The organism is Nitrospira sp. CR1.1, assembly GCA_014055465.1.
Lineage (GTDB): Bacteria > Nitrospirota > Nitrospiria > Nitrospirales > Nitrospiraceae > Nitrospira_A.
Map to the genome: position 1 here is coordinate 249,484 of WIAF01000002.1, position 23,589 is coordinate 273,072.

Consider the following 23,589-nt stretch of genomic DNA (forward strand, 5'->3'; position numbering starts at 1 on the left):
TATGCGCTAGGCTCATTCCTTCCGGTCATCGTTGCCGATCGATTCGGCCCCGGCTCCCGTCGCTGCAGTCGAAGGTGATGGCCTTCGGTAGCGGTGCAGCAATTGATACAACACCGGGAGCACCAGGAGAATCAACGCGGCGGAGGTCAGCATTCCTCCCACCACAACCCTCGCCAGAGGTTGCTGCGACTGCGCCCCGATCCCGGTGGCAATCGCCGCAGGCAGCAGTCCGATGGCGGCAGCCAGCGAGGTCATCAGCACCGGGCGCATCCGAACCTCCGCGCTTTTCATAATAGCGTCACGAATCTCATATCCTTCCCGCAAGAGCTCCTGCATCCGGCTAATGAGAATCAAGGCGCCCTGCACGGCGACACCGAACAGCGAAATGAATCCGACCGCCGCCGAAATACTGAAGTGCGTACCGGTGACCAGCAAAGCCAGCACGCCGCCGACCAGTGAGAAGGGCACCGCCGCGAGTACGAGGAAGGCATCGCGCAGATTGTTCAGTACGAGGTACACGAGGAACAGAATGAGCAGCAGTGTGATCGGCACAATCTTGGCGAGGCGCGCTTTTTCTTCCTGCAGCTGATCGAACTCTCCATGCCATTCAATCCGGTAGCCAGCGGGAAGCGGAACCTGTTGTGCAATCCGTTCTTGCGCCTCCCGAACCGTGCCCTCCAGGTCCCGGCCCCGCACGCTGAACTTGATGGGAATATACCGTTCGTTATTCTCCCGATACACGATGAACGCGCCCGTCTGTTCCGTGATAGAGGCCAATTGCTTGAGCGGAATCCGCGCACCATCGGGGGTGCTGACGACGATATTGCCGATCGATTCGATATCGCGCCGGAACTCTGGGAGAAACCGCACGACCAGGTCGAACCACCGTTCGCCCTCATAGATTTGGGTGACGGCCTGGCCGCCGATAGCCGCCTGCACCACATCATTGACGTCGCCCACCTTGAGGCCATACCGCGCGCACTCCTCGCGATTAACCTCGATGACCAGGTTGGGTTGCCCCAACAGGTGGAGCACGCCCAGGTCTTTCACGCCCCGCACCTCTTTCATCTGCACCTCGATCTGTGCGGCCAACTGCTCTAGGGTCTGGAGATCGCTGCCGTACAGCTTGACGGCGTTCTCGCCCTTCACCCCGGACATCGCCTCCTGCACATTGTCTTGAATGGCCTGGGAAAAATTGAAGGTCACGCCGGGAATCGCCGCCAAGCGGTGCTCGATTTGATCGACCAGCGCTTTTTTGGTCGGCACCTCCGCGCGCCACTCCTTGAAGGGCTTCAAGGTCACCAGAAATTCGGCATTAAAGAAACTGGTGGGATCGGTGCCGTCGTCCGGGCGCCCCAATTGCGAGGCCGCACTGATGACCTCCGGGAATTGCCTGAAGATGGCGCGAATATCAGTCACGAGACGGGCGGCCTGTTCGAACGAAATATCCACTGGAAAGGTCGTGCGCATCCAGATATTGCCTTCTTCCAGCGCCGGCATAAACTCGCCGCCGATAAACGGCACGGCCCCCATGGCCAGGACCAACGTCACAATCGCGATGCCGATCACCAACCATTCGCGCTGAAGCCCCCAATTCAACAAGGCCATATAGCGCCGGCTCAAGAATTCCACCACCGCCGTGTCATGCTCCTTGATCGGCCCGTTCAGCAGAAGTGAGCACAGCGCCGGCGCCAGGGTAAAGGCCATCAGCAGCGCGCCGCTCAGCGCAAAGCCGTAGGTCAGAGACATTGGAGCAAATACTTTTCCCGGCACCCCTGTCATGGTGAACAGAGGCAAAAAGGCGATGACGATGATCGTCGTGGCGAAAAAAATCGGACGCCCGACTTCGCGCGCCGCACGCATGACATGCATCGGGACTGTTACGCCGGCCGAGGATTTGTGCGCGAGATGATAGAAAATGCTTTCGACCATGATCAGCGTGGAATCGACGATGATGCCGAAGTCGACCGCCCCCAATGAAATCAAATTGGCCGACTGGCCGCTGAGGACCATCATCCCGAACGTGAACAGCAGGGCCACGGGGACGGTCAGCGCGACGATCATCGCGGTCCTGAAGTGTCCCAGGAACACATACAGAATGATCGAGACCAGCAGAACACCCGCGATCAAAATATCAATCACGGTTTCGATGGTGGTATGGATGAGCACCGTGCGGTCGTAAAAGGTCTTGATCGCCACACCCTGCGGCAACTTGCGGGCATTGAGCTCCTGCACTTTCTCATGAACCTTGTCCAGCACCGGCAACGCCTTGGCGCCTCGCTGGAGCAACACGACGCCTTCCACGACATCGTCCCGGTCGTCGATGCCGACCTTGCCCAGACGCACGCGCGAGCCGATACTGGTCTTGCCGAGATTTCTGACAAACACCGGCGTGCCCTCTTTCTGCGTCACGACGGTGTTGGAAATATCGTCGAGCTTTTTGATCAAGCCCATGCCGCGAATATTGAAGCTTTGCTCCCCCATCGAGAGATAGTTTCCGCCCACATCGGTATTGCTCTTGGCGAGGCCGTCCATGACCTGATCGAGCGTCACGTTGTAACTCATGAGTTGTCCGGGGTCTAACTCGACGTGATACTCCTTGGTCGTTCCACCATAGGTGCTCACATCGATCACACCGGGCACCCGCTTAAACTCGCGGCGAATCTGCCAATCTTGCGTGGTCTTCAGATCGGTGAGGGACACATGGTCGCCGGTCAGTTCGTAGCGAAAGATTTCGGCGATCGCCGACCAGGGAGAAATGGTGGGTTGCACGTTTTGTGGCAGGACGGTGAGTTGCAGGCGATTGAGAATTTCCTGGCGATCTCGAAAATAGTCGGTTCCGAAGTCGAAATAGACTTTGACGTCGCTCAATCCAAAAATCGACAGCGACCGGATTTCCGACAGACCCGGCATCCCCTGGAGCGCAATCTCGATAGGCAACGTGATCGCGCGCTCCATCTGCTCGCCGGACCAGCCCGGATACTGCGTGATGACCTCGATCATCGGCGGCGACGGATCGGGGTAGGCCACAACGTCCAGAATATGAAACGCGTAGAGGCCGCCAAACAACAGCGCGAGTCCAGCGAAACACACCATCAGTCTCTGCGCCAGCGCCGCTCCGACAAGTCGCTCGATCATACGTCTCTTTCCTCTCTGCTCGCTCCGGTGTCTGCGGAACACCCCACACCAGCATCACGCAACCAGCGCCCCGACCTCACCCGAGGATCGAGTTGCTGGATAGTACATGGACGCGGCAAAGAGCGAGTTACAAGCGGTAGACGGACAATTTGGAGAGTACCAAGCGTGTCGGTTGCGGATTCTCATCAGGGATGGAACGGCCTGCAGAAAACAATGGAAGGGTTTGCGCCGAAAGGCGCGCGGGGAGTTCTTCTTCGATAAGCGAGAGCGTTGTGGCGTCATCCCGCAGTTCGTCCAGATCCAGCTCGGTCGCCACCTGCGCGTCGACTAATGCGCCGGTCGGTTCGGCCTGAGCACCTATCAAGTCTGCCCACGAAAGACTGGCTACCACAATCCAGGTCAGCAGGAGGACAAACACCTTGGGGATCAGACGAGAAGATGGAGAACGCAACGAGATCATACGCATTCATCAGGTGGCCACTGCATAGCCACGTTGGGACCGACCATAACTGGAGAGTACCATAGCCTACGCGCGCCAACAAGCAACGGGAGATATGTTCGCGGACCGGCTATTCTCCGGACAGGCACGGCATCAACCCGTCGCTGACAACCGTTGAGCGGCGGGATAATGACCGGGGATTCTACCGCGATTGTGAAGCAACTCCGAAGTCTTTTCCCCCCCTCACATCACGACATCAACAGACAGAGGAGCGTTTGATCCACCATGGCATGAGATGGGCGGGGCTTCATCCTGTGGTGTCGTGTCTACCGCCGCCGAACGCAGTCTCGACGGTTACACTTTGGGGTACGCTGCACGCTCCGTGATTTGCGGGACGTGCAACGTATTCAGGTCGGGTCCGCACGCGGATTCGAGAGCGGTCTACGATGATGAGAGACGTGGTGAGTTCAGCTTCGGTGACCTTACTGAGCAATCGACCCAAAACCTGTTCGGTTTCTTCGATCGCTGTCGGCCTCACCCGAAGGCGCACAATGCCATGGTGTCGCTGTGTTGGAAAGGAACGGCCATCGGCGAAGTCTTCATCAAAGGTCACAACAACAGCGCTCTGTTGCTGCGCCCAGGCAAAGACCTCTTCATCAGGCTTCCCAGACAATCCGACATCGCCGGTGTGGAAGACGGCCCACGTCGGCTTCAACGGCTTCAGCCATGAAACGACGGCTTGGGGAACATTTTGGTCGAGAAGGATGGTCAGGCGGTCAGGCACGCGGGATGACTTTCTCTTCGTCAATCACCTGGCTGGCATACTCAAGCGCGGCAGTGACCTCGTTGGCGGTCAGTTCGGGGTACGAGTCAATGATCCGGGCCACGGTGTAGCCACCGGCCACCATGCCGAGGATGTTCTTCACCATAATGCGGGTGCCTCGAATTGTCGGCTTCCCGCTGCACATGTTTGGATAGACAACGATACGATCATCCATGATGAATTCCTCACTGACTAACTGATTAGTCAGCCCAAGGCGAGGAGGCTCCACATGTCCTGCAAGATAAGCCGCTTAGCCGACGAGAACACCATCAGGCACATAATACTGATGCACGTCAGCCTCACTGTACGATCTCGTGCCAGTCGACAACTCCTATCAAATCAAACCACCTGGAGTGCCTCCAACACCCTGCACAATTTGGAGCACCAGACGCTTACACTGACAGAATTGAGGGGTGAGAGCAGCGCGGTCGTAAACCGCCAACAGGTTGATTCGTCGGGGATATTTCTGGAGCCGGCGAGTGGAATCGAACCACCGACCTGCGGTTTACGAATCAGGCCAGGACAATTTCTAAAATGCTCGGTGTATCAAATGGTTCCCCCGTTTTAACTGCAAAAACATGTACTTGCGTGCATTCTATTGATTCGATGGATTCGAGGTGTATAGGTGGGTTTTGAAACTTTTTAGCACAAATTTAGCACAGCACATGGGATGTACCCTCAGTTATGACAGTCTTCCCACGTCACTCACCTGTGGATCTACCTGGCTGCCTTTACGGCAGGTGAACCGCCAGCATAGTTTATTTGGTGGTGCTCGAGGCACCTTCGCCGACCACGATCAGGCACCCCCTGTATACACCTAGCAAGTAGAATTCGTTTATCCCCACGCTTCGGATGTTCTGAATCGGCGGAGTGGCGTTGGCCATGGCCTGCTCAACGGTCGTGGAGCCGTAACCAAACCCAAACGCGGCGTACGCGCAGTCCTTGCCCTCCGCCATTGGTTTCACCGAGAGATCCTCTGGGGTCAGGCGAAATGAGGCATTTATGCAGCCGGAGAGGAGTAGGGCCGTCAGCCAGCAGGTGCAGCAGATCAGTCGATGCATCGTATAGTCCTCCAGTACGCGGTAATCGTCGACAGACCGTCTCCGTTGGCGTCGCCGCTATGGCGCGGCGGCTGGTGCGCCCTCGCCAACCACGATGAGGCAGCTCCTATTCACAAACAGCAAGAAGAAGAGGCTGTGGCTCACGCTTCGGATTCTTTGAATCGGCGGGGTGGCGTTGGCCATGGCCTGCTCGACGGTATTGTTGCCGTAGCCCAACTCAAACAGGGTGTACATGCAGGTCTTGCCCTCCGCGATCGGTTTCACCGAGAGATCCTCGGGGGTGATGCGATTGGTGATGCTGACGCAGCCAACGAGCAGAAGCACGGCGAGACAGACGGTCAGCGTACAGAACGTGCGCATGCGGGGTCCTCCTCTTGCGAACATATCATGTTCTAACTAGCGTGCTCCCACGCCGGCTGGAGCGCTCTCACCGACGACCTTCAGGCAGTGTGATTCGAAGACTAGGAAATGAAAGACCGTTAGACTGATGCTGCGAATGTTCTGAATCGGCGGGGTGGCGTTGGCCATGGCCTGCTCAGCGGTATTGGTGCCGTAGCCAAAATTAAACAGGGTGTATATGCAGGTCTTCCCCTCAGCCATCGGTTTCACCGAGAGATTCTCCGGCGTGATGCGAAAGGAGAGGTCTACGCAGCCGGTGAGGAGCAGTGCGGAAAGACCGGCCGCTAGCCTGGGCAATGTGCGCATGTGGTGTCCTCCAAGACTACGCAGTTAGATATGGATCTGGGTTCGTCGGCTCGACAAAATGAACAGGCACGCGCCTCAGGCGGCACCGATCGTCGACGACGGTGATAAAGCGAGCGCTACGTAATTGGGAAATAAACAAATCAGTGCTGATGCTCCGAAAAGGTGACTTGTCCGTTGTCATTGATAGTTTGAGTCGGTCCGCTCCAGGCGACGTACTTGGCCCGATAGGAAGTTGTGGCACGGTCTCGAAGTTCACAATTAGGGCAGCTGCTGGTCTGGTAAAAAATGTGAGCGCGAGAGTCATGAAGACGAAGATTGAAAACGTTGCACTACGAAGACGGGCAGGAGAATTCATGTGTCCTCTGTGGTAGAAGGTGCGTTCCAATGGCAGTGCGTTGTAGCACAATTCGCTGAATTTGAATCAACTATTTTCATGTTGAAGGCACGAATATCTACGCATCTCTGAATAACTATTTTCATGTCAGAATAATCGCTCGAAGGGTGCATGAAAGTACATACACATACTAAGCAACCAACATGGGCAACTGAGCTTTTTCGCACACTCCGCACGGTGCGAAATTGCACCGCCCGAACAAGAATAACGTTCGATCGCTTATGCTGATGGGAGACACGAAGAACGTATGTACGCTTTACGTGCAGACTGGTCGCGCAATTCTATGCCTGATGTAGATCACTTCGAGGTGTATAGGGGGATTTTGAAAATTTTTAGCACAAATTTAGCACAGCGATTTGGGGTGAACCCCTTCCCTGAGGCAGGTTGGCATTAGGACATTTCGAATTAATGCCTTTTCGTCACTCCAGTCTCCTGCTGGATTTCACATCCTCTTGAGGCATAAAAACTCTACACGCATGCCCCTATATATCTCTAAAAAATGGTACTCGCAGAGATGCCTAGGGATGAATGGCCCTGGTATGCTCTAGTGAAACATCCAGACACCCGTGAAGAACAGATGCGTTTTGTCAATGCGTGCTACATTGCCAAATCGATCAACTCACTGATTTTACAATCTTAATGAGTTATGAACTTCGCATGTTTCGCAGATTTTAATTGCAGCGTCAGTATATGGTCAGCATGATCTCAACTCCGAATTCGCTTTCCATGAAGAAATCCTCTTGAAATTAACATCAATTTAAGCATAAATGGAGTACGTACTGACTAAGTGAAGAGTCGTACGTACACGGTCTGTTTCATACACCCTTTACTAGGAGGCTAGCATGTCCAAGACCAATCAAGAAAATCTTCTCGAAGTTGTTAAGAATGGACCAATTTTTATTGCTGGAACTGCGGACGATTCTACAATAGAAGAAAGAATTCAAGCCCTTCGTGGGAACCATGAACAAAAATCAGACTCAATGGGAAGCTGTAATATGGGATGGGGCTGGGGAAACTGAATTGCACAGATTGATACTAACTGGATTTAAAAAGGATCCGCAGGGATCCTTTTTTTTCATTTTGTTAGAAGCTCGCGATGGCCAGCAGAATATTAGCTAATTTCCCACAGAAGTCCACCCAATTAGAAGGAAAGGTGGCACAAAACGATGGAGTTTTAATAAGAAAGCATGAAAAATTGGGGCTGGTGTATACCCCTCGCGATAACTGGACATTTCTGAATGACCGCCAACTGTCAGAAATACTAGCTCCGAAATCATCGATTTCGAAGACCTCTGTAACGGTTCTTAATCTGGGCGCTATAGCCACCACTGATCTCTGCAATGTTCATAAGGCACTGAGTACAACAAGTTGTTTCGGCAACCCAGAAGATTGTGCTAACCCAATACGAAAACTTATTGACATTGCGGCTGTGAATACGGTGAGCACAATTGAAAACCTAATTGGGAGGTGTCTCAAAAAAATTCTTCACGTTAGACTTGCACTAAATCGGCCTTACCTGGAATCTTCATCATATAACTTGCAAGCGCAATCCTTCATGGGACTTCACTATGATAAGTTTAAAAATTATACAGTAGGAGGCTCGGATCTTTTTTACTTAATAGGTTTAAACCTAGGCGTATGCGAGCGGTATTTCTGCTTCTCAAGGCTTCTCCCAAATAAAATAGCCGAGAGTCAATCGGGGCAAGATACGAATCGCTTGACTATTGACGAATCCGCTTGTGGTCTCGGTACAGCTCTCCAATTCTATAGCGGTGACCCTATATACCGTATAGCTATTGCTCCACTTGAAGCTTACATCGTTCCAACGCAATGCATTATCCACGATGGCATGACAAACCGAAAAGGTCTCATTGATAAGTGCCTGTTCATTGCATGTCAGTTCCATGACAACTAAGAACCCATCCTCTTTCCTCTCGCCTGCAACTCAGATTGTTGTTCAATCTACATCCTTTTGCAACCTTGACTGCTCATATTGTTACCTACCAAACCGGGCTTCGGACAAGCGCATCACTTGGGAAACAATTAATCTCCTACTTCGTTATCTTGAATCGACTAATCTATTGTCACAGGAAGTAGAAATTCGCTGGCACGCCGGCGAGCCATTAATTGTTCCTTTTGATTTTTATGAATATTGCGTGCAGCGAATAGCTGAACTGTATGGTGGGTCAAGAACTTTTAAGCACTCCATCCAAACTAATGCAACGCTAATCGATCGCTCCCTCGCAGAGCGTATTTCTAATCTCGGAATTAGTATTGGGGTAAGTCTCGACGGACCTGAAGCGCTTCATGATCGTCATCGACGCTATCGATCGGCAGTCGGCTCATTCAAGGCGGTCATGAAAGGCATCGATGAGCTGCATCGCCATAAAGTTCCATTCGAGATTATATCTGTAATAACTAGGGCCACCATTTCCGACCATGGTGGATTTTATGCATTCCTAGAGTCAACATTGGCGACGAAGCTAGGTCTAAACTTCGAGGAAACCGAGGGACTAAATGCAGCTTCATGGGGTCCAAGTGATTTGGTACGGTTGAAACAATTTGCTCATGAACTATATGACCAATCAACAAGGGGCACCCTGAAGATTCGGGAATTCGAAATCCTTGAACGCCTAATTTATGCGAAGAATGGCGCTCAAAGAGATTTGCAAAATGTTTGTGGCTCTATTCTTGCCCTTTCATCCAATGGAGATGTAGCTACCTACTCGCCTGAATTCTTGGGGTTACAACATGCTAAATGGCCTACTTTTGCCATGGCGCGAGTTAATGAAGCAGCGGATTCTCTGGTTTTCAACTATTCTCTCCTTGAGAAGATGCAAGGTGAAATAGAAAAAGGCGTAGAGGATTGCATGAATTCCTGTAGGTATTACTCAGTTTGTGGCGGAGGACGACCCATCAATAAATTGTTCGAAAATAATCTATTTGCTTCTACAGAAACAACGGAATGCCAACTCCGAATTAAACTGCTCACCCAGGTTGTAGTAGAGGCTATGGAACAAATGACTTTAAAAACAGCGGTTGCTCCGAAGTAAATATGATTGCTATACGGGACGCTATTCTTCCCCGACTGACCTTGCCCTCACACCAGTTCTGAGGCACATTTTCTCCCTAAAGAGTTCCCTAATCTCTTGCACAAATTTTCATTAACCGTCTATGGATATTGCGAACTCACCTATGACGAATTGCGTCGCCATACAGCAAGCAACTCAGTAGACACAATTACCAAAGCCAGAGGAACCTTCGTCGTCGTAGCAGAGTCCAGAATCCAAACCTTAATAATGACATCTCATAATGGTGTCCTTCCCTATTATTATTTTTTCGATGGCACGAGGTTGTTCCACGGAAATACAGTCTCGGCTGTCTGCGTAAAAGCCAGCCTCGCCTGGAAATGGAACTACACTGCTCTTGGCGATTACTTAAGCATGAATCATACAATGAATGATGCGACGCTCCACCCGCTGATCAAGCGAACGAATCCCGGGGAGGTCGTATCTGCAGAGTGGGGCAAATTGTATATACGTACGTCCTACGATCAATACGACAAAAGATCTGCCACCTGCCCGAATGACCTTATAGAGGAACTGTCCGAAGAAGTGTTGACTTGGTGGAAATCACCTTTGAGCATTTTGAGTATCAGCGGGGGCTTAGACTCTCGACTTCTTTTGGCAATTCTCATGGCTTCTAATATTCGTCCTCCTCTTCTTGTATGTGGCCAAGAATCCGCATTCGACTTGCAAGTCGCAATAAAGATTTCGACGCGCTTCGATCTGGAGTTAACTCATACAGTTGTAAACATAGATGATTTTATAGATGCCTGCCTAACGATCCCGAATCAAACAAATGGCCTTTTACCAATTAGTCACTGGCCCGGAGTACTCTTCGCGAAGGGAGTAGACAACAAACTGGTATTTGTTGGGTTCAACGGAGAATCTGCAAGAAGTTACTATGACGACTCTGGCCTCCTTTCATTCTTACGATTCGGCCTCAATTCAACAGGTAGTTATGGCAGTAAATTCTGGATGAGGAAATTCTATAAGGCATTCACTCAGGAAGAAATTAGTGAAGTGGACCCGAGACTTGCTGAGGAATTTTCCCCCAGAGCTTATACCTCTCGGATTGCAAGGTTGATGGGAAGTGAGCCCCAGCTGGGGCGAGCTTTGGAGAGAGCTTTTGTCAATGAATATTGCCGACACAAGACGGGTGCGGATGTTGCTGCATTGTCCCTCTCAGTTCCTTGGGTTGCGCCTTTTTCCTCCCCTCGTTGGACCCTCTTGGCAAAAAACCTTCCATACCATTGGAAGCTGGGATCAAGATTTCATCGATATGCAATCGGAAAACTGGCGCCTGAATTGCTGTCCTTACCGGAAGAGTGCAACCATCTCGGCATGACTACCTTTCCAAACCCGTCGCTCAAATACTGGTTGAATCTGGAGGATAAAGGAAAGGCTCCGCCTTTCTTTGATCAAAAGCTATACGAGGACCCTGCATTGCTAGACTTCATAAATCAATCATTAACTTATCTCGACGACCTTGTGCCCGTTAAACTACTTCGAAAAATAGGTGCTTCGCCTCAGCGGCGGCGAGTATTCTTCCAGCTGGGGGCGCTGGCATTGTGGCGTAAACAACACGATGCCCAGCACGTAAGAATTTGAGAAGCTATGCCCCGTAAAGCTCGCCAATAAGTCAATGCCAGACGTTTAGTTAAGTAATTCAGAATTTATGTGGCTACATGCTAACTAAAGGCATCTCAGTTCACTTTTCCTCCAAGAATCATCATCTCCGCGAAGCTTTTGAAGTAGCAAGTGGAACCATGCTTATCACATCCGACGAGGCAGAGAGTTGCTTTGTTGCAAAAAATGATTGGCAAATGGTTAACCCTCTTGAGATGGACATATTAAGATCTGATTCTCGCGATGTTTCCGATATCTATTTGCTGTCTCTTCCTAAATCGAATGTACAAGAGTTTCAGTCTGAAATAGTCACGGCCGTGGCAAGAAAGAATTATCAACACAGTCTTAGAGCGTCAACTGAGCGTTTTGCGCGATCAGCCGTATCGTGGCTTAATTCTCTTAGGTTACCTTTTCAATATTACTTTCTCGGTGCAGATCTCGCGTTTGCCGGTCCAGGGCTCAATTCTACTGCGTTCGATCACTTGAAGGGCATCTACAAGGGGCTTCACATTGATGATCACGAAAAGTTAGCTTTAACTAAAAGACGTGAGGCGTTTATTCTATTTAATATCAATCTTGGAGATGCGATTCGGTATTTCCAATTTATCAATCACCAACTGTCCAGCATCGTGAATATCTTGCAAGATGTATATTCAGATGAAGATATAGGTCTCTGGCCGACGCATAAAATAAAAGACGCATTTTTCACACATCATCCTGAATATTCAGTTACTCGCGCTTTGTTACCTCCGGGGCACGCTTATTTGTGTCAAACCCAAAATGTGATACACGACGGGGCCACAAATAGCGAAGGGCACGCAGATATCTCGTTGTTGATTGCTCTAAAAGTAACATCATAAAGTTCCGCAATACATTCCTGAAATCATCTCAGCCAAACATGTTTTTCTCTACACAACCTTCTCTACCGTAACTCTATACACTCAGCCTTCATAGAAATAGACGTAGGGCAACTACTCTCTGGAGCATTACCGTCTGAAAAGTTACGGTTAAATAGCCTTATCACACAAAAAACAATCTATCTTAAAAGTGACATGAATGCGAATTGCTTAATACTATAATTCGTAATATAATACACGCGAGGAGGACTGCATGAAGGAAGATGCTAAGGCACATACTCTTCAGTTTAAGGTAACAGAGCAAGAGAGAAGGCTCATAGAGAAATCTGCGGAAGAAGAAGGCACGACCGTATCTAAATACGTCCGCGGTGCGGTGCTTATGAGCATGGTGATGGATGGCAAGGCCGAAGCCATCAAGATTGTGGCCAAAGAGGTTGGCGAGAGAGCCTTTGCGGTCGTACGGCAGAAGCTCACCCGACCGGCACAGGAAGGACGCTGAGAAAGTGCTATTTGTCCCACCATCAGCAGGTAAAGCCGGTCCGCGCCGCATGCCGATAGGCTGCGGGGCGGACCGGAATGGCCCCCGTCTTGGTAACACGGGGGCGCTACCTACAGCGCTCCGTACAGGAGTTCGATAGATTCTATGGATTCGAGCTTCACCCTCACGATTGATTGGCTCGCCTTTACGGTCCTGGCCAGTAATCCACAAGAGACCATGAAGGTGCTCGGCGGCGATTGGAGCAAGGCCAAGGGCGGCTTCCGAGGCTATCCCTTGTCCTGGATGAGAACCGACGGTCTGCGCGGGGTCGGCAAACTGGGTACGAATGCCCCTCGGCGTCGGAATGAAATCCATGTGGATCTGTCGGGCGGCCTCGCGTCCGCCCTGACACTGGATCAAATCCGAGCCCTGCTCAAGTGGGTCCATGCACAGCAAGGGCACGTCACGCGAATTGACTGCGCCCTCGATGACCGAGCCGGCACGGTGTCTGTCTCGACCATCCGAGAAGCCGTCTCGGCAGGCCAATGCGTCACAAGGGCGGCTCAGGTCCGACATATCGTCTCCAACCTGACGCATGGGACAGGAGCCACCACGGGTGAGACCATGTACTTCGGGAGTCCTCAGAGTCAGACCTTGTTGCGCATTTATGACAAGCGGCTTGAACTGCAGAGTAAAGGACAAGAGAACTGGCGGGAGTATGGGACTCGCTGGGAATTGGAACTCAAGAAGGATCGTGCCGAACAGTGCGCCCGAGCATTGGCAACGTTAGACGAAGCCGATTGGAAGGAGTTGGTGATCGGCTTGCTTCGCTCTTATGTCGACTTCCGGCAGATCCCGAAGGACGCCGAGGATGAAGAACGCTACCGGGCTCCCGTGTTGGAGTGGTACGCCCTCCTGACGGAGGGATTTCAGAAGGGGCGATTAGCCCAGGAGAAGCAGGTGCAGACCCTGCAGAACGTGAAACGATGGGTGAGTGACACCCTGACGCCGATGTTGGCGGTCATTTGTGCCACCCCTGGAGGGGAAGAATGGCTACTGAACGAAATTGTCAGGGGCATTGCTCGGTGGAAAGACCGACACCGCAATTTGCTCAAGGAATCACCCAATCGGTTTCACCGGTCTGCCGGCGGTCACGCGGGCAGCCCATGTTAGGGGGACTGGGGGTGTCGGCAGACTCCCCCGGTGTATCTGCAGATGCTCACAGTCAAAGAACTCTCAGCTTGGCTCAACATTAAAGAATCCACACTCTATCTTTGGGTTTCCAAGAATAAAATCCCATGCCGTCGCATCCACGGCCTCGTTCGTTTTGAACCTGAGGCCATCCAGGCGTGGCTGAAAAGCTTTGAAACCAGTCCCGGCAAGCCGCTTCCACTGCCGACTCTCGACGAGACCAGTGACCTTGACCAGCTCATTGAAGCGGCGAAATCCGAGGTCTATACTCGCCACGGGGAAACCATCACACCGAGCCCACGCACGAAGGAGGAGCAGCATGGGGCTCGTTAAACGGAACAATACCTGGTGGATGTCATTTACGTTTCAAGGGCAGCAAGTACGGCGATCGACGGAAACCTCGGATAAAAAGTTGGCCGAAGCCATTCTGAGCAAGATCCGAGTGCAGATTGTCGAGGGGAAATATTTCGAAAAGCCGAAAGAAGACCCCTACACCTTTTCCCAGCTAATGGACCGGTATCTCAAAGAGCATGCGAGTCGCCGCGCCCACTATCGGCGCTATGTCAACATGGTGACGAATGTGAAGACATTCTTCGGGAATCCGAAACTGTCCCAGATTACGCCGAAGACCATCGTCGCCTTTAAGGCGAAGCGCTATGCGGATGGCGTCATGCCGGCCACCATTAATCGAGAACTGGCCATGCTGAAAAAGGCCTACAACCTGGCCTGTCGCGAATGGGAATGGGCAAAGGACAATCCGGTCTGTCGTGTGTCGATGGAGAAGGAGCAGAACTCACGGGATCGCTGGCTTACCGAACAGGAGGAGGCACGGCTGCTGATGGCTGCGGCTTCCTGGCTCAGAGAAGTGGTCACCTTCGCCGTTCATACTGGCATGCGGCGGGGAGAGATTCTTGCCCTCACATGGGCAGGGGTAGACTTCACCCGACGAACCGTGACGGTGTTCAAATCCAAGAACGGGGATCGGCGGACGATTCCTGTCAACCAAACCGTCCTGGAACTGCTCTCTCACAAATACGAGCAGGGCCGTGGGCTACGGGGAATTGAAACCCGGGTTGTGTTCTGCAGCGAAGCCGGTACCGAGTTGGACGGCAGCAACCTTCGACGAGGTTTTACGGCGGCCCTGAAGGCGGCACAGATTGAGGACCTTCATTTCCACGATCTGCGCCATACGTTTGCTACACGGCTGGTCCAAGCCGGAGTGGACTTATACAAGGTCCAGCGGCTACTCGGGCACAAATCTCCGAGCATGACCCAACGGTATGCACATCACTATCCGGAAAGTTTGCGGGATGGGGTGGAGATATTGGACCGGGGAAAGACCTTTAGCACAAATTTAGCACAAGGACCATTTGCGCCAACGGTGGCAATGTAAGTGCTTGATAAATGGAGCCGGCGAGTGGAATCGAACCACCGACCTGCGGTTTACGAAACCGCTGCTCTGCCAACTGAGCTACGCCGGCCAGGCGTGGTGAGGCGCAATATTACTCAGACGGTGAAACACCTGTCAATGAGTGAGGGGCGTTGCCGCGGTTCGCGGTCTGGAAACATCGAGGATGGGTTTTGAATTCTCAGGTCCACCATGGACATCGGTCACGAGACGTTATGGCGACGTCGTGAGACGAAGCTGTCTGAGTGGAGAGGCTCCACCGGCGTCCGGGACGCATAGGGGCTGCTGCGTATCCCCCAACGTCGACCGACCCATGGCTGTCACCTGTCCCTTCACGTAGGCGCAGAGTTCGCCGGTAAGCACCGAGCCATTTTTATCGAGATCGGCAGCCCCGCGCAGGCCCTTGAGCAGAGCATAGGTGAAGAGGCCGTGCTGGCCTGGTTGATAGGCCTGCGCCTCCTGCAGGGTGGAATTCCCCACCATCAACATCACGCGCTCCTGGTCCCCGTTGGAATCCTGCGAGATCCACCGCGGCGCGGCCACGCGGGCGGGATCCGAACCTGGCGATGGTTCAAGGGATAGGTCTAACATCACGACGGCTTGTTTGACCGGCGCGCTCGCCAGCGCTCGCTGCAACCTGGCCAGGGAATACGCGCGGGTCGATCCGGAGACCGTCGCATCATAGGGCAACAGAGAGACGGCGCCCGTTTCATGATCCACCATGGCTCGGCCACCGACATAGATGTAGGCTGTTGTTTGGGCTCCCGCCTGCTTGGGTAACCACTGTTCGAACACCTCGATCCAATCATCCTTCAGCCCCATGGCATCCAACACAAGCTTGACTTTTTGCGGAGGAATCCCCATCACGGACGTAAAGTACCCGCTCATGACTTCGGCATCATGAGCGGCCAGTTTCATCGTCGGCATGGCCGGGTCCCGAAACGCACCGACTCCAATCGCGATGGCCACCGCATGCGGCTGTGCCGGTTTCGCCTTTCTGCCTGGAAGTTGGTCGACATCCACCGCCACGACTTCGGCGGCATCGGTCGCATCCGGCTTGAGGGCGACCACAAATTTCTTCGGTGATGGAAGCGCGACGTTCGCGGCGGCCTGCAAGGCACAGATCAACTCTGCCTGTTCGGCCTCCGATACCTTGCCTACTGTGCCCTCTACCGTCACACGTCGAATTTCACCGGGCTGAAGCAGGCCGACAAGGACAGGCGTCTGCATTGATGCGACGATCGCAGGATGCCCGCTGAGACCCACCGCAACGGCGTCGGCCCTGGTCGTCCCCTCGTTTTTGATTTCAAACTCCACGCTGAAGCGTTCGTTCTGCTCCAGGACGTGGTTTTGCTTCTGATCCCGAAGAATGGTGCGGAATGACAGTTGCGTGGTCTCGGTGGGCACAGTCAGCGGCGGCGACGAACCTTCAGAGGCGGCGCCCGCCGGCGCCGGCGCTCCCGGCGTATTCGGCACGGCCGCGGATGGCGGAGGGACCTGCGTGAATGACCCTGCCTGACCCGTCGCTCCACGCTGTGTCTTGCGGAACTGGGCTTGCTCACGGATTTTTGTGGCGGTGCCAAGCTGTAGCGCGACGCCTTCCACCACCGTGGCGATGACTTCCTTGGCCACCTTATCGAGGCCGCTGATGTCACACTTTTCCGCCCGCGCTTCCACCTCTCCCGTAGTCGCGCTTTGTAATTTCTTGCTGTGCAGGACGATCCCTTGCGGATCGGTGTATACCACATCGAGTCCTAGCGTCACCGTGGCGGGATACGATTTATTGGCTTTGCGGACGACGAACAATTCTACCTGCCGAAGTCCCAACCCCACATCCACCACGCCATCGATCGCCTCGTTCGACGGCCCTGCCTGAATCACAACCCGCTCGAATACTTGCTCCAGCCTCTTTTTGAGTTCGGCCGCCAAGGCCTCATGAATGGGCATCACCACGGACTGAGCGCAGGCATCGCGATAGTCCAGGGCGGCGGCGCCGATGCTCGGGTCCAGACGCAGGAACACGGTTAATGGAAGATTATAGTTCGTGGAAACGTGACGTGGGCTGAAGTACTGGCATCCGGCTGACACAAGCACCGCCGCCATGAGCGCCGCAAGAGCACACCGGGAAGACCGCCAACTGCGACACCTGATCCAACCGCCGATCAATCGCTGCACAATGATTTGTTATACCCAATCTGGCGAAGACATGACAACCGCCGGACGGTCGCGTTGACAGGCTCTTTGCGCTCCGTTATGGTCCAGCGCGTGATATCTGCCACCGATTCAACGGAACGCCGCTCACCGCCATGGACATGGAAGGCGGTCGCCGACCTGATCCGCCTCAACAACCAGGCAGGCACCTGGCTGCTGCTGTTGCCAAGCCTCTGGTCCTTGGTGCTGGCCAATCATGGGCGCCCGCCGATGCGGTTGATCGGCATCTTCATCCTGGGCGCTTTTCTGATGCGAAGCCTCGGCGTGGTGTTGAACGACCTGGCCGACCGAAATTTCGACAAACACGTCGCTCGTACGAGCAACCGGCCGCTCGCCTCCGGCCGATTAGTCCCCAGGCAGGCGCTCCTCGTGGCCCTCACTTTAGCCCTTCTCGCAGGAGGCCTCGTGTCCACGCTCAACTGGTTGACCATTCTCCTCAGCCCGATCGCGTTGTCATTGGCCGCCGTTTACCCGTTTTGCAAACGATGGATTCAGATGCCACAAGCGGTGTTGGGAATCGCGTTCGGATGGGGGGCGATCATGGCCTGGGCGGCCTCGCGCGGGACGATCGCTTCTCCGGCCTGGTGGCTATTTGCCGCCACGGTCTGCTGGGCAGTGGCCTACGATACGATTTACGCGCTGCAAGACCGCGAGGACGATCGCCGCATCGGCGTGAAGTCGTCCGCACTCCTATTCGGGACAGCCGTCCCTGCAGCAGTCGGGCTGTTCCTGCTGGGAATGCTGGTCTGCCTGGTAATTGTGGGGCAGTTGTCCGGTCTCGGGATGGGATACTATGTAGCGTTGACGTGGCTTGCGGGGGGCTTTCTCTGGCAAGCGCGGCGTCTACGGGTTCCCGTAACGCCGCCACAAGCGTTCACTCTGTTTCAGCAGCACATTCTTGCCGGACTCGTGATTCTCATCACGCTGTGGATCAGCGCGCCGAACGAGATACCCTAGCCTATTCCTCTCCGACTTTACCAAGCGGCTTGTCGGGTTTCGGGGCACGGAGCGTTTTCAAATAGAGGGCCACGGCCTTTGCGTCGGCATCGTTCAACCCCAAACTGGGCATGCGCGTGTCCGGCTTCATCGCTTGCGGGTTGCGCAGCCAGCGATAGACCCAGGTCGGATTCAATCGATAGCCTGCCCGATCGAGAGCGGGGCCAACCTTTCCCCCCTCTTCACCGATCTTGTGGCAGCCATTGCACCCATACTTGGTCACATAGATCTGTTTGCCGACTTCCACCAGCTTCGCGGCGGCATCCGGCTTCATGTTCAAATCAGGACGTGCGATGTTCACACCCTTCCCCGGTCTGGTCGTAAAATTCACCAAGGCGGCTGTGGCCTGATCAAGCTCTTTTTTGGCCTGCCCCATCGCCTGCATTTCTTTGGCATAGGCGTTGTCGTCGACTTCCACGCCCTTCTTGTCTGCCTCGTCGCTGGCTTTCTTCTCGGCTTCCTGCTCCGCACGCTCCGCCTCTTTATACTTTTGCTCAGCGGACTGCAGGGAATCTTGGAGCTCTTTCTTACGACCCTCGACGTTAAATTCCAATTTCTTCCCATGCAAGGAGCGCACATATCCGACGATGCCCCAGATTTCTTCCTCTGACAGCGTGTACTTGAAGGTCGGCATGGTGGGCACGGCAAACTCATCGTCACCGATCTTGTCGCCGTTCGGGCTGGTATCCTTCATGTCACGGGAGATCGTTAAGAAAATATCTTCGTCCTTGAAGGTGCCCATTTCAGACTTATTGGAGAGATCCTTCGGTTTGGGGTCGGTCATGGAGGACCAATTGAACCCCTCATTCTGTCTTCCATTTTCACCGTGGCAATGCATGCAATAGTGGGCATAGAGCTTCTTGCCCTTCGCGGATTGTTCGTTCTGAAACATCGAACACCCCCCGGCTCCGATGAGGCCCGAGAGTCCGACGACCACTGTGATCGCTCCAAATACGCGTATTCTTCGCCACGCCCTCATGCTCACGACCCTTTCTTTAAACGTCTCACGAGGACCAACTCAAAGCCCAACGCTAAGGCCACCGCGAGTAATGCATACATGTACGGCGAATAGTCCGGCGGCGCATCGGCCCGGAAATACCACCAGGATGAAATGGCCTTTTCAGACCCCTTTTCCTTCGGCTGCCCGGTCTCCATCTTCTTACCATCCCAGACGGCAAATGCGATGCTGGCGAACTGCCCGGGTTGGAATTGCGTATCCTCAGCCACATGCTCGGTGCTTAATGCACGAGAGAAGACCACTTTCCACACCCCGCCCTGGTAGACGCCTTTGGCTTTCACATCCTGGTGTCCGTGCGGTTTCAGCGTGCCGAACCCTTTGGCTCCCAAGTCTGCGCCCTTGCCGTCCTTGTTCTTCCAATACCAGATATTGACCGGGCCGCCCTCCACCTGTGCCATCGGCTGGCCGTGGGCAAAATGGGCCTTGGTATCGCCGACCATGAATTCCAGGGCCGCCGCATCATCAGGATCTTCGGATGGATCGTTATACTCCAGCATGATAGCCACGGTGGTTCCGTCATGAAGTCCGCGAACCTTGACACTCTTGGCCGTGACATCGGTAATACGGACCGGCCAATGCACCTGAGGAGACATTGGGAATTCCGACACCGCCGCTGTCGCCCAAGCCGCCGCTGTCGGATCATCTGCCGGAAGGGATCCTTTCACGAGCGCGGCGCGCACCGACACGCTCTGCTGGCTATAGGCCGGCTGCACTTCGGCGGCCATGCACAGCCCCACAAGGCCGACGGCCCCAACCCACCAACTCGTTCCTGGTCTCCTCACTCGTGCCATACGCTCCCCTTAATTGCTCAGCCGTCCCTGATCGGAGAAATTACTCGGACTCATCCCACGTTCTTGGTTTCTGTCCGGCCCCGTCATATTCGCCCATAATAACTTTCCAGATGTCCTCGTCGGACATTTCCAGTTCCCATCTCGGCATGGCCGTCTTCCATGGCATCCCTTCGACAGGAAGGCCTACGCCTCCCTTCTTGATCCGCCAGAAGAGATAGCTTTCCTGCAGCATGGCGATCGTCGTCGGATCCTTAAAGTTCGCCGGTGGCGGCGTGAATCCCGCCGCAGCGAAACCCTTTCCATCGAAGTTGCCGTGGCATGGCGAGCAACGCGAGGCGTAAAGTCCCTTGCCATAATTGATATTGTCCAGCGTCTTCGGAACGGGATTGGATAGACCCGTATACTCGCCGGGAGGAGCGGGGTGAATCGTGCGATTTTCACCCGGTGGCGCATCGCTGGAAGCGGTGCTCCCGTAGGTCTGCCATCCCACCAACAAGGGAAACAAGGCCAGCACGAGATACCGCGCACTGCTCAGAGCGCCTCCGCCTTCTCCAGTGAGGAAGCGCAAGATCGGACCGAAAAATGCGTCTTTCGAGGCGCCGCTCAGAGTCGCAAAAATGACAATGCCGGCGGTCGTCAGCATCAGGTATAGAAAGATCAAGCTCGAAGGCAGCGGCGCAGAATGCGGCAGATTCGGGACGATAAACTTCAAAAACACATAAATGCAGACCGTCAGAATAATCGGTCTAATGAGTACGCCTCCCATAACCATCCTCCTCTACTTCACCGGCAACTATCGAGCCTGCGCCATCGCAAGTGCGCCGGCATCGGCGGCCTTGACCGGAGCCGGGGTCGCCCGCGGCAAATCCAACTCAGCGGGGCTGACACTGATCGGTTCACCGCTCATCTGCTGTAAGAACGCAATCACCGACAGGATTTCATTCTTCGACAGCCCGATGGGATTCTTATTGATGTACGGCATGCGCGCCGGATACTCCTTCGGGATACCCTCATGCCGGTAATCCAGGTAGAGATAGGCTTGCGGTTCCGTTAGACTTTCAAAGATAAACTCGCGTGACAATTTGGCGCCGATGCCTTTCAGGTCCGGGCAGCGGGCGGACTCGCTGGGCCCGATGGAATGGCAGAGAGCGCACTGGCCTTTACTGAAGAATATTTTTTGTCCAATCGTCGCCATGTCCGTCGGCGTTTTGATGTCGGCGATATTGATGCTTTCTTCGGCCGGCGGCAACGAAGCCATCTGGGGCACGGCCAGCGCAACCAGCGAGAATAGGCCGAGCACGATCGCTACAAAGCCGATGACCCGAATAAATTGTCCCTTGATGAACAGAAGAATCACTGTTCCAAGGCCGACCACACACAGACCGATTAGCTGCAGCTTGACAACTTCACTCATAAGGCCTCAACAAAGGATAATGATCACGACCCGCCCCTGGTTATCAGAAGAAGATCATCTTCCCGATCAGACCGGACGGTTTCCCTCGGATACATCGCCCGCAGGACCATCCAATGCCTGCGAGCCCCCTGCCATGGCAGGAATATGACCGGCTTCTGGAGCACCCTTGGCGCTCGCAGCGGCCTTTGCCTTGTCACCCATCGTGGCGACCCAGAAAATAAAGGCCACCAACATACAGAACAAGAATGTGTTCAGCGCCATAAGAGCGGCTGCGTAGCCGAGGGCCGGTGAGAAGGCATATTGAGATGAATCGCGCATGACGCCGTAGATGTGCCAGTGAACGCGCGATGACGAACGCGCATACCCCATCAGGGTCATGAGCAGAATGACCATGACGGCGTTCAACACCAGCGCATACCCGGCGCGGGGAGGCATTCTTCCCCAGACCATTTCCGTGGTGGTCTTCGCGCTCTTGAGCAGAAGCGCAGTGAGCGGCGTGATTGTCAGCATGACAAAGATGACGATACCCACCTGGGATGTAGAGAAGTAGTTGATACGGATAATGGCGGGAACGAAATAGCCCCAGACCCCGAGTATGATGACCGCAATAGCCGCCAACCCGAGCACACCGCCCATCAGAGCCTTGGCTGCCTTGGCCCATCCGGCGGTGTCTTGCTTCCCGGCACGCCAATACATAATGAAGCTCATGAATGTGACGAGCACCATGAGATTGGACACCGTCATCTTGGCCGACATGACCCCGAAAACGCCCAACAGAGGATGGTGCGTTCCGCCCATCTTTTGGGCTTCTTCCAAGCTGGCAACCAACGAGTGCGGCGTCATCCAGACCCCCAGGCACAGCAGAAGAATGATCAGCATCGCCATGATGGGCTTGCGGTACTGAGTTTCTGACCCTGGAATACGGTGCGTGATACCGAGCCAGAAGTAGTAGTTGGAACCCAGGAACAACACGCCGATGAGCATGGCCTGCAAAATGAACAGCCAGGACAGGAATCCGCCCATGAGCGTGATACCCATCTGTTGGTTGTACTGATAGATCTCACGCATCAGCCAATAGCCAGCGAAGGGGAGCGGCAAGAGGCCGAACACGCCGATGAAGTTCCCGACGTAGCCCATCCAGTCATAGTGGTACCGCTCTTCCGTGCTCTTGGCCGAAAGATACCGGATACCGGCGTAGGCGCCGCAAATGTAACCACCGAGCACCACGTTCGCGATCAACCGGTGAATGTTGACCGGCCACCAGGTCGGGTTCCAGGTCGCCGCCCAGGCGCGGGCAAAGTCGCTGCCCTCCGCAAGCACAACCGGACTCGACTGGAAGGTCGCCCACGAGTTGGGAACGATCATAATAAAGAAGGCGAACACGTTCAGGAGAAAACCCAGAAAAATATGGAATTTCTTCCCGCTTCCTTCCGCCATCGCGTCCCAGCCATACCAGTAGAGATAGAGGGTCGCGGTTTCGACGAGGAAGAGGCAACAGTAGACAAGGAAAGACGGAAAAAAGATATCCGTCAGGTAGGCCATCAACTTCGGATAAAAGCCGATGAGCAGGAACAGAAGAATGCCACCGAAGAGCGCCGTCGTCGCGTAAGAGGAAGTTAGGAGCTTGGTGAACTCCTTTGCCAGCTTGTCATAGCGCTTGTCCCCGGATTTCCAACCAACGATTTCGCACAACCAGGCAAAAATCGGCACACCGAGCACAAAGCCGGCGAGCAAAAGGTGAAGTTGGGCGATGATCCATACGAGATTCCGACTCCCGATATAAGGAAGGTCCCGATAGGCGGTGGGAGCCGCCGGAGCCGACTCTTGCGCAACGGCTACATCCGGCAGCCCTATCCATCCCAGCAATGCCGCACAGCCAGCCAACAGGGCCACACGACCTGCGATGTCGCGCCCGTGATTCGTGACAGTCTGACCCTGGTCCCTCATTATTCTCACCTCGTCATTTGCCATGAT

General features: G+C 54.1%; 21 protein-coding genes and 1 tRNA gene. 9 read left to right on the forward strand and 13 right to left on the reverse strand.

Translation table 11 applies throughout. The annotated features are described in order from the left end of the window. Positions 1–12 precede the first annotated feature (12 nt). The 6 genes from GDA65_05800 to GDA65_05825 form a co-directional block, all read right to left on the reverse strand. The gene (locus GDA65_05800) at positions 13–3,138 is read right to left on the reverse strand and encodes a CusA/CzcA family heavy metal efflux RND transporter (GenBank protein ID MBA5862204.1); all 3,126 of its coding nucleotides are present in this window, start codon (positions 3,136–3,138) and stop codon (positions 13–15) included. 127 nt (positions 3,139–3,265) lie between these two features. Continuing rightward, on the reverse strand, positions 3,266–3,598 hold the full coding sequence (locus GDA65_05805) for a hypothetical protein (protein ID MBA5862205.1): 333 nt from the start codon (positions 3,596–3,598) through the stop codon (positions 3,266–3,268). 755 nt (positions 3,599–4,353) lie between these two features. Further along, the gene (locus tag GDA65_05810; protein ID MBA5862206.1) at positions 4,354–4,575 is read right to left on the reverse strand and encodes a DUF433 domain-containing protein; all 222 of its coding nucleotides are present in this window, start codon (positions 4,573–4,575) and stop codon (positions 4,354–4,356) included. Between the two features lie 583 nt (positions 4,576–5,158). Beyond that, complete coding sequence (locus GDA65_05815) at positions 5,159–5,461, reverse strand: hypothetical protein (protein MBA5862207.1); 303 nt, start codon at positions 5,459–5,461, stop codon at positions 5,159–5,161. A gap of 57 nt (positions 5,462–5,518) precedes the next feature. Next, positions 5,519–5,821, reverse strand: a complete 303-nt coding sequence (locus GDA65_05820; protein MBA5862208.1) for a hypothetical protein — start codon at positions 5,819–5,821, stop codon at positions 5,519–5,521. A 36-nt stretch (positions 5,822–5,857) separates the two neighbouring features. Continuing rightward, on the reverse strand, positions 5,858–6,166 hold the full coding sequence (locus GDA65_05825; GenBank protein MBA5862209.1) for a hypothetical protein: 309 nt from the start codon (positions 6,164–6,166) through the stop codon (positions 5,858–5,860). A gap of 1,490 nt (positions 6,167–7,656) precedes the next feature. Here GDA65_05825 and GDA65_05830 point away from each other — a divergent pair. The 8 genes from GDA65_05830 to GDA65_05865 all read left to right on the forward strand — a co-directional run bounded on the left by GDA65_05830 (position 7,657) and on the right by GDA65_05865 (position 15,170). Then, positions 7,657–8,475: a hypothetical protein gene (locus GDA65_05830; GenBank protein MBA5862210.1), complete on the forward strand. Its 819-nt coding sequence runs from the start codon at positions 7,657–7,659 to the stop codon at positions 8,473–8,475. Next, entirely contained in the window at positions 8,465–9,613 is a 1,149-nt protein-coding gene (gene grrM / locus GDA65_05835; GenBank protein MBA5862211.1) for a GRRM system radical SAM/SPASM domain protein, read from the forward strand. Before GDA65_05830 ends, grrM begins: the two co-directional genes overlap by 11 nt. A gap of 96 nt (positions 9,614–9,709) precedes the next feature. After that, positions 9,710–11,233: a hypothetical protein gene (locus tag GDA65_05840; GenBank protein ID MBA5862212.1), complete on the forward strand. Its 1,524-nt coding sequence runs from the start codon at positions 9,710–9,712 to the stop codon at positions 11,231–11,233. A 77-nt stretch (positions 11,234–11,310) separates the two neighbouring features. Beyond that, complete coding sequence (locus GDA65_05845) at positions 11,311–12,111, forward strand: hypothetical protein (GenBank protein MBA5862213.1); 801 nt, start codon at positions 11,311–11,313, stop codon at positions 12,109–12,111. 250 nt (positions 12,112–12,361) lie between these two features. Further along, positions 12,362–12,607 carry a hypothetical protein gene (locus tag GDA65_05850; GenBank protein ID MBA5862214.1) on the forward strand — a complete coding sequence of 82 codons (246 nt, stop codon included), beginning with the start codon at positions 12,362–12,364 and terminating at the stop codon, positions 12,605–12,607. A gap of 144 nt (positions 12,608–12,751) precedes the next feature. Next, complete coding sequence (locus GDA65_05855; protein ID MBA5862215.1) at positions 12,752–13,759, forward strand: hypothetical protein; 1,008 nt, start codon at positions 12,752–12,754, stop codon at positions 13,757–13,759. A 42-nt stretch (positions 13,760–13,801) separates the two neighbouring features. Further along, complete coding sequence (locus GDA65_05860; protein MBA5862216.1) at positions 13,802–14,110, forward strand: helix-turn-helix domain-containing protein; 309 nt, start codon at positions 13,802–13,804, stop codon at positions 14,108–14,110. Then, positions 14,097–15,170 (forward strand): tyrosine-type recombinase/integrase, encoded by a 1,074-nt coding sequence (locus GDA65_05865; GenBank protein MBA5862217.1) that lies wholly within the window; start codon positions 14,097–14,099, stop codon positions 15,168–15,170. The genes GDA65_05860 and GDA65_05865 overlap by 14 nt, the downstream gene beginning before the upstream one ends. A 12-nt stretch (positions 15,171–15,182) precedes the next feature. On the opposite strand, the gene GDA65_05870 is transcribed toward GDA65_05865, so the two are convergent. Together GDA65_05870 and GDA65_05875 are read right to left on the reverse strand one after the other, a co-directional pair. Beyond that, a tRNA-Thr gene (locus tag GDA65_05870) sits at positions 15,183–15,258 on the reverse strand. A 140-nt stretch (positions 15,259–15,398) separates the two neighbouring features. Further along, positions 15,399–17,288 carry a hypothetical protein gene (locus tag GDA65_05875; protein MBA5862218.1) on the reverse strand — a complete coding sequence of 630 codons (1,890 nt, stop codon included), beginning with the start codon at positions 17,286–17,288 and terminating at the stop codon, positions 15,399–15,401. Between the two features lie 150 nt (positions 17,289–17,438). On the opposite strand from GDA65_05875, the gene GDA65_05880 reads away from it, so the two are divergent. Beyond that, positions 17,439–18,353: a 4-hydroxybenzoate octaprenyltransferase gene (locus GDA65_05880; protein MBA5862219.1), complete on the forward strand. Its 915-nt coding sequence runs from the start codon at positions 17,439–17,441 to the stop codon at positions 18,351–18,353. Position 18,354: 1 nt separating this feature from the next. Here the strand turns inward: GDA65_05880 and GDA65_05885 are convergent, their stop codons facing one another. The 5 genes from GDA65_05885 to GDA65_05905 form a co-directional block, all read right to left on the reverse strand. Continuing rightward, on the reverse strand, positions 18,355–19,371 hold the full coding sequence (locus GDA65_05885) for a c-type cytochrome (GenBank protein ID MBA5862220.1): 1,017 nt from the start codon (positions 19,369–19,371) through the stop codon (positions 18,355–18,357). Between the two features lie 2 nt (positions 19,372–19,373). Next, positions 19,374–20,201, reverse strand: a complete 828-nt coding sequence (locus GDA65_05890; protein MBA5862221.1) for a hypothetical protein — start codon at positions 20,199–20,201, stop codon at positions 19,374–19,376. 40 nt (positions 20,202–20,241) lie between these two features. Next, complete coding sequence (locus GDA65_05895) at positions 20,242–20,973, reverse strand: hypothetical protein (GenBank protein MBA5862222.1); 732 nt, start codon at positions 20,971–20,973, stop codon at positions 20,242–20,244. A gap of 21 nt (positions 20,974–20,994) precedes the next feature. Next, positions 20,995–21,615, reverse strand: coding sequence for a c-type cytochrome (locus tag GDA65_05900; GenBank protein MBA5862223.1), 621 nt, complete (start codon positions 21,613–21,615; stop codon positions 20,995–20,997). 66 nt (positions 21,616–21,681) lie between these two features. After that, positions 21,682–23,586: a hypothetical protein gene (locus GDA65_05905; protein MBA5862224.1), complete on the reverse strand. Its 1,905-nt coding sequence runs from the start codon at positions 23,584–23,586 to the stop codon at positions 21,682–21,684. Positions 23,587–23,589 lie beyond the last annotated feature (3 nt).